We start from the raw sequence: 13,149 nt of genomic DNA on the forward strand, positions 1-13,149 counted from the left end.
TTCTGTGATGAGGAAGATAGCGGGCTATCTGACGAAGAACAGGAGCGAAAAGGACCAAAAAATCGCCCAAAGCACACACGGAAACGGATACATCAAGTCAAGAAAAACTTTTTGGAGAAGTTCAAAACAGCTTCTGAATACATCAAGACGAAAAAAACTTTTGGTAGAAATTCAAAACAGTTTCTCAGTTTTTTATTTCGTCCGGTCCACCACATAATCTACATAAGCGGTGAGTGCCGCACGGAGCGACTCGTCCGTCTGGGCAGGAAGCAAGCCAAGTGCCTTGTCACGGTAATCGTGCATCACCTTGTCGGCATACTCGATGCCTCCCTCACGCTTCACGTAAGACACGAAAGAAGCAATTTCCTCCTGTGAGGCTTTCAGCGAACGGATGCGCAGGGCCAGTTCTCGCGTCGCTTCATCCGCCTGATGATTGAGTACATACAGGGCAGGCAGGGTGAGTTTGCCTTCCAGCATATCGTTCCCCGTAGGCTTGCCCAACGCTTCGTTCTCAAAATAATCGAAAATATCATCTTTAATCTGGAAAGCGATACCTATCATTTCACCGAACAATGCGGCCTTGTCCACATCATCCGCCGAAGCCTTGACAGAAAGCGCACCACTCTCAGCACTTGCCGTAAAAAGGGCTGCCGTCTTCTTACGGATGACATCGAAATAAATCTCTTCGGAAAAATAAGTATTGCTGGTATTTGCCAATTGCACAATTTCACCTTCAGATAAGTTCTGTCCCAAGCGGGCCACCAGGTCCACCAATTCGATTTCTTTTGTATAAGCGGCATGACGGAGGCTCGTAGCAAGCATATAATCGCCCACCAATACCGAGACACGGTTATCATACAGCGCATTGACCGACGCTTGTCCGCGCCGCTTGTCGCTCTTGTCAACCACATCGTCGTGAACCAGACTTGCCGTATGAAGCAATTCCAACGACAAAGCCGAATGCAACGTGGCGGAATTGATTTCGCCATAAAGTTTCGCCATCAACAATACCAGCATGGGGCGCATCATCTTCCCGTTACGCTTCCGGATATAGCCCAGCACATCACCCAGTATCGGAGCGGTACTGGTCAAAGCGGTATCGAAAAGCATCTTAAATTCGCTCAGTTCCCTTTCTATCGGTTTCCTGATTAGTCCTATCTTGTCCATTAGAGATTTATTTGGGCACAAAAATAATAATAAAACATCGAAATACGGTGTTTTTTTGTACTTTTACGTTCAAAACATTAAATATTTTACACGAATGGAGAAACTTTTTCTACTGGACGCATACGCTTTGATTTACCGGGCATACTATGCTTTCATCAAAAATCCCCGTATCAACTCGAAGGGATTCAATACTTCCGCCATCATGGGCTTCGTCAATACACTGGAAGATGTGTTGAAGAAAGAGCAGCCCACACACATTGGAATCGCCTTCGACCCTGCAGGTCCCACGTTCCGCCACGAGGCTTACGAGCAATACAAAGCCCAGCGTGAAGAGACGCCCGAAGTCATCCGTCTCTCGGTGCCTATTATAAAAGACATCATCCGTGCCTACCGCATCCCCATTCTTGAGGTAAGCGGATACGAAGCCGATGACGTCATCGGAACCCTTGCCACCGAAGCCGGACGGCAAGGCATCACCACTTACATGATGACGCCCGATAAAGACTACGGGCAGTTGGTATCGGACAACGTCTTCATGTACCGTCCCAAATACGGCGACAAGGAATTCGAAGTGATGGGCGTAGCGGAAGTGAAAGCCAAGTTCGACATCCAGTCTCCGGCTCAGGTCATTGATATGCTGGGGTTGATGGGCGACACCGCCGACAACATCCCCGGATGCCCGGGCGTGGGCGAAAAGACTGCCCAGAAACTGATAGCCCAATTCGGAAGCATCGAAAACCTGCTCGAACATACCAGTGAGCTGAAAGGTGCCATCAAGACCAAGGTAGAAACCAACCGCGAACAAATCCTGTTCTCCAAATTCCTTGCCACCATCAAGACCGATGTACCCATCCGCCTCGATATGGACGGGCTGAAACGGGAGGAGCCGGACAAGGAAACGCTCAAGCGGATATTCGAAGACCTGGAGTTCCGGAGCTTGCTCGACCGCGTGGTGGGAACCGATAAGAAAACCGCCGCTCCCCCACCCTCCGCGCAAGGCGATCTCTTTGGCTTTTTTACGCCCGAGAGTACGGAAGCTCCTGAAAATTCAAATCTCACAAGGCTTGACGACCTTGCTTCCGACTATCAACTCATTGATACAGAAGAGAAAATCGACCAATTATTACAAAATATCCTGACACAGAAGATTTTCAGTCTGGATACGGAGACCACCGGAACCGACCCGATACGTGCCGAACTGGTGGGAATGAGCTTCTCGTATACCGAAAACCAGGCATTTTATGTTCCCGTCCCTGCCGACCGCACCGAAGCACAACGCATCGTGGATAAATTCAAGCCCGTCTTCGAAAACCCGCAAACATTAAAAGTGGGACAGAACATCAAATACGATATGCTGGTCTTGGCGAACTACGGTGTGGAGATACAAGGACCCATGTTCGACACGATGATAGCCCACTATGTGCTCCAACCCGAACTGCATCACGGAATGGACTACCTTGCCGAAATCTACCTGCACTACGAAACCATCAAAATAGAAGAACTCATCGGCCCGAAAGGAAAGAACCAGAAGAATATGCGCGACCTTGACCCTATCAATATATATAGGTACGCGTGCGAAGACGCCGATGTCACACTGAAACTAAAAAACGTGCTGGAAAAGGAATTGAAGCAAAACGATGCCGAAGCCCTCTTCCGCGACATCGAAATGCCGCTCGTGCCCGTACTTGCCTATATGGAACGCAACGGTGTGCGCATCGATACCGAAGCTCTGAAGGAAACCTCGCGCCACTTTACCGCCCGCATGAACCAGATAGAAAAAGAAGTGCACCGCCTGGCTGGGGTAGAATTCAACATTGCCTCTCCCAAGCAAGTAGGCGAAGTGTTATTTGACCGCCTGAAAATCGTAGACAAGCCCAAGAAGACCAAAACAGGGCAATATGTCACCTCCGAAGAAGTGTTGGAGAGCCTGAAAGGAAAGCACGAAATCGTAGCAAAGATTCTGGAACACCGCGGATTGAAGAAGCTTCTCGGCACCTACATCGATGCCCTGCCCCAGCTTATCAACCCGCAGACAGGCCATATCCATACCTCGTTCAACCAGACCGTGACCGCCACGGGACGGCTTAGTTCGAGCAACCCGAACCTGCAAAACATCCCCATACGCAACGAGGACGGGAAAGAAATCCGTAAGGCATTCATCCCCGACGAGGGTTGCGAGTTCTTCTCGGCCGACTATTCGCAAATCGAACTCCGCATCATGGCGCACCTCAGCGAAGACCCGCACATGATAGAAGCCTTCCGCGAGAATCAGGACATCCATGCCGCCACCGCCGCCAAGATATATAAGGAAAAGCTGGAAGACGTGACCCGCGAGCAACGGAGCAAGGCGAAAACCGCCAATTTCGGCATCATTTACGGCATCTCGGTATTCGGACTTGCCGAACGCCTCAACATCGACCGCAAGGAAGCCAAGGAGCTGATAGACGGCTATTTCGAAAACTATCCGCACGTAAAGGAATACATGGACAAAAGCATCCAGTCGGCACGCGAAAAAGGCTATATCGAGACCATCTTCCGCCGCCGCAGGTATTTGCCCGACATCAATTCACGCAACGCCGTAGTGCGGGGATATGCCGAGCGCAATGCCATCAACGCCCCTATCCAAGGAAGTGCCGCCGACATCATCAAGGTAGCAATGGCGCGCATCTACCGCCGCTTCCGCGAAGAGGGAATCCGTTCGAAGATGATTCTCCAAGTACACGATGAACTTAACTTCAGCGTCCTGCCCGAAGAAAAGGAAAAAGTGCAACAGATTGTGATAACTGAAATGGAGAGTGCTTACAAAATGAAAGTTCCTTTGCAAGCCGACTGCGGTTGGGGTCAAAATTGGCTGGAAGCGCACTAAGGATTCGCAATAGTTAACATATCTTTATTTGCTAACATTTTGCTAAAATCGAATAAATTTTTAGCCGAAATGTTAGCTCATATCAAAAGTTTCACTACCTTTGCAGCGTAATCAAAAACAAAAAGATAGCAAACCCTTAAAAATATAAAGATATGAAAGCCTTGAATTTTATTAGAAGTTTAATTGTTGTAGCATGTGTATTTGTAGCCAACCTTACAGTTTCAGCCAACAATCCGGAAGCAGGTTTAATCTACAATACGGAAGAAGTAAACGGTGTCAAAGTTTCCGAAACTGTTTACAAGATGAACGAAGGTATCCTGACCAATTACGAAAAGTACAGTTATAAGTATAATGACAACAAACAGGTAGTAGAAAACACCCTGCAAAAGTGGGATGCATTCGATAACCAATGGCATAACCACATGCGTATCAAGTACTCATACGCTGGCGACAATGTCACTATCGAATACTACAAATGGAACAAAAGCAAGAAAGATTACATCCTTGTTCCAGACATGACTGTCACGGTACAACAATAAGCAGCACATAAAACAAAACATATTTTCATAAACTCTCTACACACGGAAGAGACGCCTCGCGAGAAGCGTCTCTTTTTTGTTTTAGTACTCTTCAAGTACAGATTCATACCAAGAACCGGCTTATTAAGTTACGATTTGTAAGCAATCGGCAAATCCTTTACCGTTTCACCCATATATTTTCCTTATCACGACAAACTATATTCCCCAAGCCAGCCCACATACTTTTATGTTCTCCATATCGAGAACACAAAAAGATATAGACTGCAACAGATTATTCATTAACCAACTCTCCAAAATAACTTTGCCGGAATGCATTTAAACCGACTCTGACGGTTATCGTTGAGATGATGCAAGTAAATTTTGCATAACAAATATCAGAGGTGTGCCGATATGCCAAAAGAAATGACTACCTTTGCCCGTTGAAACAAGCAAGAAATCAAAACAATAAAAACAATATATCATTATGGCTTTACAATGTGGCATCGTCGGTTTGCCGAACGTGGGCAAATCGACGCTTTTCAATTGCTTATCAAACGCAAAGGCTCAAGCAGCCAATTTCCCTTTCTGTACCATCGAACCGAATGTGGGCGTAATTACCGTTCCCGATGAACGCCTTAACAAATTGGCGGAATTAGTCCATCCGGGACGCATCGTACCTACTACCGTAGAAATCGTCGATATTGCCGGACTGGTGAAGGGTGCCAGCAAAGGCGAAGGACTGGGCAACAAGTTCTTGGCGAACATCCGCGAAACAGATGCCATCATCCACGTGCTGCGTTGCTTCGATGATGAAAACGTGACCCACGTAGACGGTACGGTAAATCCGGTACGCGACAAGGAAATCATTGATACCGAACTCCAGCTGAAAGACCTGGAAACCATCGAAAGCCGTATCCAACGCGTACAGAAGCAGGCACAAACCGGAGGTGACAAAGCAGCTAAACAAACCTATGATGTACTGGTGCGCTACAAAGAGGCACTGGAACAAGGCAAATCGGCACGCACGGTGCAGTTCGAATCGAAAGACGAACAGAAAATAGCGCATGACCTGTTCCTGCTCACGGCGAAACCCGTGATGTATGTATGCAACGTAGACGAAGCAAGTGCTGCCACAGGCAACAAATACGTAGAGCAGGTACGTGAGGCGGTAAAGGACGAGAACGCCGAAATCCTGGTAGTAGCTGCCAAGACCGAAGCCGACATCGCCGAACTGGAAACCTACGAAGACCGCCAGATGTTCCTGCAGGAAGTGGGACTGGAAGAGTCGGGTGTGAACCGCCTCATCAAGTCGGCATACAAGCTGCTGAATCTGGAGACTTTCTTTACCGCCGGCGAAATGGAAGTGAAAGCATGGACGTACCACAAAGGTTGGAAAGCCCCGCAATGTGCCGGTGTCATCCACACCGACTTCGAAAAGGGCTTTATCCGTGCCGAAGTCATCAAGTATGAAGACTATATCAAGTATGGAAGCGAAGCCGCCGTACGCGAAGCGGGCAAGCTAAACGTAGAAGGCAAAGACTACGTAGTGCAGGACGGCGACATCATGCACTTCCGCTTTAATGTGTGATACCTATTAAAACGCAGATTTTCGCAGATTAACGCGGATTTATTCATTTACTATCTAACCATTTACAATAATAACCTTTAAACAATCTGCGAAAATCTGCGTTAATCTGTGTTTCAAACTCAAGAACTTAATAACTTAAAAACTCACCATGAAATACTTAATCGTAGGAACAGGAGGCGTTGGAGGCTCTATTGCGGGCTTTCTCGCATTGGCAGGAAAAGACGTGGCCTGCATCGCACGCGGCAAGCATCTGGACGCAATCAAGCGCAATGGACTGCACCTGAAATCAGACTTAAAGGGAGAACATTTCCTTCCCGTCAAGGCCTGTACCGCCGAAGAGTTCGAAGGGAAAGCCGATGTGATTTTCGTATGCGTGAAAGGCTATTCCATTGATTCTATCAAAGAGGTATTGGAACATGCCTCTACTCCCGAAACATTGGTTATTCCTATCCTGAACGTGTATGGAACGGGACCGCGTATCGGCCGGCTTGTGCCTTCGGTTCATGTGCTCGACGGATGCATCTATATCGTAGGTTTTGTTTCGGGAGAGGGCGAAATCACCCAAATGGGGAGCATCTTCCGCCTGGTATTCGGCGCACGTCCTGAGCAAGGCATCGCCCGTGAACGTCTGGATTGCATAGCCGAAGAATTGCAAGCGTGCGGCATCAAAGCCGAAGTATCGGACGACATCAACCGCGATACATTCATCAAATGGGCATTCATCTCCGCCATGGCTTGTACAGGAGCCTATCACGACGTGCCGATGGGCGAAGTGCAACACGAAGGTGAAGTGCGCGATACTTTCATCGGATTATCACAAGAAAGCGCGGAAATAGGAAAACGGCTCGGCGTGACTTATCCCGAAGACCCTGTAGCATATAACCTGAAGGTAATCGATTCGCTCGACCCACACAGCACCGCCTCCATGCAAAAGGACATCGCACGGGGACACGAATCGGAAATACAAGGCTTGCTCTTTGACCTCATCGACTTGGGCGAACGGCTTGGAGTAGAGTTGCCCACTTATCATAAAGTGGCGTTAAAATTCAAGAAAGCATGAAACACATCATCAACATTGATACATGGGAACGGAAGGACAATTATAACTTCTTCCGAGGCTTTGCCAACTCGTGGATTGCCATCACGAGCGAAGCCGATTGCACCGAGGCGTACGCACGGGCAAAGGCACAAGGGCATTCGTTTTTCCTCTATTACCTTTATGCCATCACGAAGGCGGTAAATGAAATCAAGGAGATGCGTTACCGCTGGGACAAGAACGGGCAAGTGGTCTACCACGATACGGTGGATGTGATTACGCCTATCGCCGTACCGGGACGTACGTTCTATACCGTGCGTATCCCCTATCATCCCGACTTCGATACGTTCTATCGCGAAGCGCGGCGCATCATCACATCCATCCCTGAAGACGGAGACCCGTATGGCACGGACAAGCAGATAGCGGAGCAAGGCGACTTCGATGTATTCCTGCTCAGCGCCACGCCAAAGCTGTATTTCACCTCCATCACCTATACCCAGCAATCGGTAGGGCATCCGCTGGACTATCCGTTGATGAACGCTGGCAAAGCCATCACCCGTGCAGGACGGCTCTATATGCCGATAGCACTTACCGTAAGCCATGCCTTTGCCGACGGAGCGCACATCTCGCTCTTCTTCGAGAAGGTGGAGCAGACGCTGAAGGAACTATGAATAGTTACGATTAGACAATTTACTATTTACGATTTATGACTTTCTCCATCGTAAATAGTAAATTGTCTAATCGTAAATGGGCTTATTTCAAAAGTTCTTCAATCGCATCTATAATCTTCTTTTCGGTCGTACCTTTGGCATATCCTTTTATTATTTTCCGAATCACAAGATTCTCATCCAACAAGAAAAAGAAAGGCACAAAGCCTCCTGTCTTGTAATCAATGACTACTTGTTCGTTTCCGGACAAAAAAGTATAACCAATCTGATGGCGGCTTATATAATTCCGCACATTCGCTAACGGCTTGCCCCAAGAATCTATCGCAACCAACTGGAATTTATCTTTATCAAAACGCTTGTCCAATTCATTCAGAAACGGAATGGCAAGTTGGCATACCCCACATCCTATTCCCGTAAGATTGAGCAACATCACCTTTCCTTTCAAAGAAGAAAGCGAAACCGAATCACCCTGCATATTCACCGCCGTCCAATCGGGTGCCGGTTTATCCGCTAATTTAAAAGGTTCTTCATCATATTTGTTCTTTTCGCCCATCCGTACCAACTCATACCCTTCAGGCACAAGCGCATATAAATCGAAATTCTTATCGGGCAAAGTATTCAATTTCACATTCGAACATTCATCTATACCGGAATTACTTCCACAAAGTTCTCTTTTGTATTTATAAGGAAGGCCTGTCTCTTTATCTATCCAGATTTCAAAAACCATTATCGGGTCAGCCATAAAAGACATTTCCGGAAAATGGAAAGGCTTCCCGAAGAATTCCACTTCCACTCCTTCGTCGATAGTCAATTTCAAATAATACTCCTTCTCTGTCTCCTTCACTTCCCGAATAACGTTATCTTTCGTTTCCAACGTATAACGGATGATACTCGTCACATAATTGAAAAAAGGAGGTTGGATAAGCCTTACCGGAAGAAACTGATTGGAAAAATCATTTACCTCTGCTACTTTTTGATAACGGTTCATATATACTGAAACTGTTCCGTCATATCCCAATTCAAAGCGCGTTTGGTCTTCAGAATCCCATTCTAAAAAACTCGACCCGATGGTGGTATCTTGCGGATTGCGGTATTCTTCCACAAACACCTTGCTGACACTACTTGGCAAAGTATCTCCCGCCATCCAACCTTCACTATACAAGTCATACGTCGCCGACTTGACGCTTTCTAACTTACTCAATACTTCTCTCAGATACTCTTGTGCCTGAAGGGAACTGCCAGCCAGCAGGCACATTGCTAAAATAATCAGTGTTTTCATGTGTTGATGTTTTTAATGTTTTCTGCCGGCAAAAGAATAAGAATCCCGGTAATCGGACAAAAAAATTAGCTGAACTTTTTCTGAAATCTAAGTTTTTCGCTTATTTTGCTATCGGTTAGCATCGCATCTATGAAGACAAAAGAACTATACATCCTCGGCATCCTGAGTGCCATTATCGTTACGGCATTGTGTCTGTCTTTACAAGCAGGCGAAGAACGTATCCGGCAAGAAACGAACCATGCGTTCTGCGAAGCCACCGCCTGGCACTATACCGAACGGGTAGAACTGTTCCAGCATTTCACCCATCCCGACTTGAATCCCTATTCCGAATATTACATCACGGCTCCCGTCTACGACCGGAAGATAAAAAAATACACCCTGCGTACGTGGAAAGACCGAACGGTGTTTGTCTTCAAAGACAGTGTAGACGAAGCGAAGGCACGCCGCCTGCTTAACGAGCACATCCTTACTAATGTCCACCCGATAGATGCCGACAAACTGAACATCTTGTTCCGGGCACGGCTCGCAGCGCGAAACATCTGCGGACAGACTGGAACCATCTATTACAACGGACAAGAAAGACACTGCAGTTCCGACACGCTCAGTGCTTCTTCTGCCTATTCCACACCCGTTTACCGCCAGGATATCACGGGCGACATCCAGGCACAAGGATGGGTGGCATACGATACGGTCACACTGCTCCGCTACATCGACCGGCGGTTCTTCCTGCTCATAGCACTGATAGCTCTTGGCACCGCCATCTGTTATTACCTGCGGAAAAGAAGCAATGCCTCCCACATTTATCCAGACATTTCTGTCAATATGGAAAAGCAAGAATTAATCATTGATGGCATCCTCTGTCCGTTACCCAAGCTAGACCTCGCCTTGTTTTGCCTCCTGCTCCGAAAGAAAGGCAGGTGCGTGAGTCGCGGAGAAATCAAACAACGCTTCTGGAAAACCGACACCAATGCCGATGAAAAGATAGACACACATATCAAAATACTCCGGAAACACCTGAAAGGCTTTCCGGAGTATCAGATAGTGACCGTACGCGGGCAAGGCTATTACCTGTCGGTCAAGAAAGGATCCTGACATTAATCATCGGGCAATTGATGTGAGACATATACCAGCGCATCGCACAAGGCAGGACGCCAATAACTCCAATCGTGTCCCCCACCCTTCACACGAAACTCGTAAGAAATACCACGCTTGCGAAAGGCTGAGACTAAATCGATATTAGCATCATATGTAAAATCCTTGTCACCACAATCAATGAACCAACGGACGGCTTTCCATGCCGACACATTCTTTTCACTTCCTTCCGTTATCGTGCGGATAGGGTTGTAATCATCTACCAGCTTCTGACGCCAAGGGGCAGAAGGGTCATCCTTCAAAAACTCCAACGGCTGGCTACGCAAATAACTGCTCATCCCATAAACCACGTTGAACAAGTCGGGATGAAGCACACCATATACGACCGATGCACCTCCACCCATTGAATAACCTGCCACCGAACGGTATGCCTTTTCCGCCTTTACCCGGTAAGTCTGCTCGATATAAGGCATAAACTCCTGAAAGAAAAAGTCTTCATACCGCCAATGTGCAGCATTGAACCATATCATATTATCCTTGTTGGCCTCAGGACAAACCACAATCATTTCCTGCATCTGCCCACAAGCTATCAAGCTATCTGCCAAATGTGAAAGCCCACCATAACGTTCCCAATCGGTATTCGAGCAATTTCCTCCGTGCAAAAGGTACAACACCGGATACGTACGAAGTGTATCCATATCATAACCCGGTGGTAAATAAACCGTATATTCACGTTCGGTAATACCTTGCAAAAGTGTACAAGGAACTGTCCGATAAAGCACTTTTCCACCTGCAAACAGTTTCAAGCAGCAAAGGCAAAACAAAAGATAAAAAAGAATGTATTTACGCATATTCCCTATTCATTTTCGTCATAGCCCAGAATCGAATCTCCACCAGTCCAAGTTAAACAAGGCATGGGGTTGTTTGCCTTTGAACACGAGGTACAAATCGTGGACACCTGTCACACTCTTCACCTGTGTTTTGAACTCCTGCCAGTTTTCCCATTCACCGGTGTAAGGAATATCAAGCGTACCCAATACTTCTCCTTCCAAGCCATCGATACGGAGTTCAATCTGTCCGCCAAAATAACGGCTAGAGGCACATGCCGTAAAAAGCGAAGCACCTTTGGCACCAAAATCTACTTCCCTTACCTTGATATAATCTCCGTGATGGACATCCGTGACATACACGCCACGCGCAGCATCCGTCCGGGTAGTCATGCCCTCGGACCAAGCTATGGTTTCAGCCTCTGTACGTATATAAGGATTAAGTCGGCCTACCGCTTCCGTTATGCCGGCATCGGTCATATGCATTTCTGGTATTTCTCCATTCGGAGTATAACGGAACTCTTCTACGCACACCGAACGGCAATAACTATGCCCGCCAGGCAAGGCATCGTTGTGATAGAAGAAATACGAATGTCCTTTATAGTCCACGATACCCGGATGATTGGTATTGCTTCCACGCTCCAACGGCATAACCACGCCCTTAGCTTGCCACTTGCCGCCAGCCGAAGAGCTCATAGAATAGTGAATGGATTCGGGGAAACCCGCAGCATAAATCAGATAATACCAGTCTCCACGCTTGTAAAGCCAAGGTGCTTCGGTAAATCCTCCCGAAAAGGCAATGCTATCCAAGCGGTCGATTGCCTCGATTTCTCCATCCAGACTTACCATATCTTCTTTCAGTTTGGCACGATAGCATACACCGTTTCCCCAATACAACCATGCCTGCCCATCGTCTGCAATATATACAGTGGGGTCTAAATCGTCCCAAGAATGTCCGGCATATGTTGTCATATCGTTCGTCACCAATCCGTGCCCCAAGGCATCCTTGAAAGGTCCGTAAGGTGTATCTCCTACAGCCACTCCGATAGAAGAACCGGGATTCTGCCGGTTTTGGGAAGAAATATACCAATAGAATTTCCCGTTTCTCGGTATGCATTGTGCCGCACTGGCATCACCTGCAGACCATGCAAAAGTACTGGTCTTGAGTGGTGCACCGTGATCTGTCCAATTTACCATATCGGTGGTGGTATAAAGCCGGTATTCACGCATCAGATACGAATTTTCAGGCGCATCCTTCTCGTCACAACCTACATAGAGATATAAAGTATCATTATACACCATAGGTGCCGGGTCGGCCGTATAATGAGTCTGTATAATCGGGTTTTGTGCTTGGACAGACATTACGCAAATTCCTATTGACAACCCTAACAAAAATTTCGTTTTCATAGTTCTTTTCACACAATTATAAGTAATACTAATCAGGGGTTAAAAGGGAGTCAGAGACCAATACTTTTTATATCGGTTTCAGAAGCAGGACTATCGGCCTTTAACTCCTGAACAAAATGATAACTCCTGTAAAACACAACTGCTTTTATACCATGCACGGCATAGGTTTGTGCATTTTCCCCGGAACAAATGTTTCCGCATTTGGATTACATTATCGTTTCAGGCAGCTTTCTTTTATGGTTTTCATATGAAAACCGTACGGTTTCCATATCAAGAACGTACGGTTTCCATATCGAGAACGTACGGTTTCCATATGAAAACCATAAAAGTATGCCGCCTGAAACAAAGATATGGGCTACATGCAAAGCCAAATGTTCCTTACCGATATGCCATCAAATGCAAGGATGATGTGCGCACCGTCTCTACGGAAATGGCGTGGGACATGCAGGAAATGCACAAATCCATACCGCGCAAGGCATAACTTTCGATTTATGTAAGAAGCTGTTTTGAATTTCTCCAAAAAGTTTTTCTTGGCTTGATGTATCTGTTTTCGTGTGTGCTTTGGGCGATTTTTTGGTCCTTTCCGCTCCTGTTCTTCGTCAGATAGCCCGCTATCTTCCTCATCACAGAAGCGGAAATGCCTCAAAAACTCATCCCAAATCATCGCACGATAAATTCAAAACAGCTTCTAAGAAACCAAG

At 46.9% G+C, this 13,149-nt stretch carries 11 protein-coding genes; 6 read left to right on the plus strand and 5 right to left on the minus strand.

Annotated features, from left to right (window positions below; all coding sequences use genetic code 11):
- Positions 1–192: 192 nt before the first annotated feature.
- The gene (locus B5F25_RS14220; protein ID WP_087250284.1) at positions 193–1,167 is read right to left on the minus strand and encodes a polyprenyl synthetase family protein; all 975 of its coding nucleotides are present in this window, start codon (positions 1,165–1,167) and stop codon (positions 193–195) included.
- Between the two features lie 94 nt (positions 1,168–1,261).
- On the opposite strand from B5F25_RS14220, the gene polA reads away from it, so the two are divergent.
- The 5 genes from polA (at position 1,262) to B5F25_RS14245 (ending at position 7,846) form a co-directional block, all read left to right on the plus strand.
- On the plus strand, positions 1,262–4,033 hold the full coding sequence (gene polA, locus B5F25_RS14225) for a DNA polymerase I (protein ID WP_087250286.1): 2,772 nt from the start codon (positions 1,262–1,264) through the stop codon (positions 4,031–4,033).
- 152 nt (positions 4,034–4,185) lie between these two features.
- Positions 4,186–4,572 carry a DUF3836 domain-containing protein gene (locus B5F25_RS14230; RefSeq protein ID WP_087211613.1) on the plus strand — a complete coding sequence of 129 codons (387 nt, stop codon included), beginning with the start codon at positions 4,186–4,188 and terminating at the stop codon, positions 4,570–4,572.
- A gap of 463 nt (positions 4,573–5,035) precedes the next feature.
- Positions 5,036–6,139: a redox-regulated ATPase YchF gene (ychF, locus tag B5F25_RS14235; protein WP_087250288.1), complete on the plus strand. Its 1,104-nt coding sequence runs from the start codon at positions 5,036–5,038 to the stop codon at positions 6,137–6,139.
- A gap of 148 nt (positions 6,140–6,287) precedes the next feature.
- The gene (locus tag B5F25_RS14240) at positions 6,288–7,199 is read left to right on the plus strand and encodes a ketopantoate reductase family protein (RefSeq protein WP_087250289.1); all 912 of its coding nucleotides are present in this window, start codon (positions 6,288–6,290) and stop codon (positions 7,197–7,199) included.
- A complete protein-coding gene (locus B5F25_RS14245) occupies positions 7,196–7,846 on the plus strand; it encodes a chloramphenicol acetyltransferase (RefSeq protein ID WP_087250291.1) in 651 nt (216 codons plus the stop codon). The genes B5F25_RS14240 and B5F25_RS14245 overlap by 4 nt, the downstream gene beginning before the upstream one ends.
- 82 nt (positions 7,847–7,928) lie before the next feature.
- Here B5F25_RS14245 and B5F25_RS14250 read toward each other — a convergent pair whose 3' ends face one another.
- The gene (locus tag B5F25_RS14250; protein WP_087250293.1) at positions 7,929–9,122 is read right to left on the minus strand and encodes a redoxin family protein; all 1,194 of its coding nucleotides are present in this window, start codon (positions 9,120–9,122) and stop codon (positions 7,929–7,931) included.
- A gap of 129 nt (positions 9,123–9,251) precedes the next feature.
- On the opposite strand from B5F25_RS14250, the gene B5F25_RS14255 reads away from it, so the two are divergent.
- Positions 9,252–10,214 (plus strand): winged helix-turn-helix domain-containing protein, encoded by a 963-nt coding sequence (locus tag B5F25_RS14255; RefSeq protein WP_087250295.1) that lies wholly within the window; start codon positions 9,252–9,254, stop codon positions 10,212–10,214.
- A 2-nt stretch (positions 10,215–10,216) separates the two neighbouring features.
- Here B5F25_RS14255 and B5F25_RS14260 read toward each other — a convergent pair whose 3' ends face one another.
- The 3 genes from B5F25_RS14260 to B5F25_RS21850 form a co-directional block, all read right to left on the minus strand.
- Positions 10,217–11,065 carry an alpha/beta hydrolase-fold protein gene (locus B5F25_RS14260; RefSeq protein ID WP_087250297.1) on the minus strand — a complete coding sequence of 283 codons (849 nt, stop codon included), beginning with the start codon at positions 11,063–11,065 and terminating at the stop codon, positions 10,217–10,219.
- An 18-nt stretch (positions 11,066–11,083) separates the two neighbouring features.
- Positions 11,084–12,448 carry a glycoside hydrolase family 43 protein gene (locus tag B5F25_RS14265; protein ID WP_087250299.1) on the minus strand — a complete coding sequence of 455 codons (1,365 nt, stop codon included), beginning with the start codon at positions 12,446–12,448 and terminating at the stop codon, positions 11,084–11,086.
- A 355-nt stretch (positions 12,449–12,803) separates the two neighbouring features.
- A complete protein-coding gene (locus tag B5F25_RS21850) occupies positions 12,804–13,112 on the minus strand; it encodes a hypothetical protein (protein WP_158100034.1) in 309 nt (102 codons plus the stop codon).
- Positions 13,113–13,149: the final 37 nt, after the last annotated feature.

The organism is Bacteroides sp. An19, from assembly GCF_002160215.1.
Lineage (GTDB): Bacteria > Bacteroidota > Bacteroidia > Bacteroidales > Bacteroidaceae > Phocaeicola > Phocaeicola intestinalis.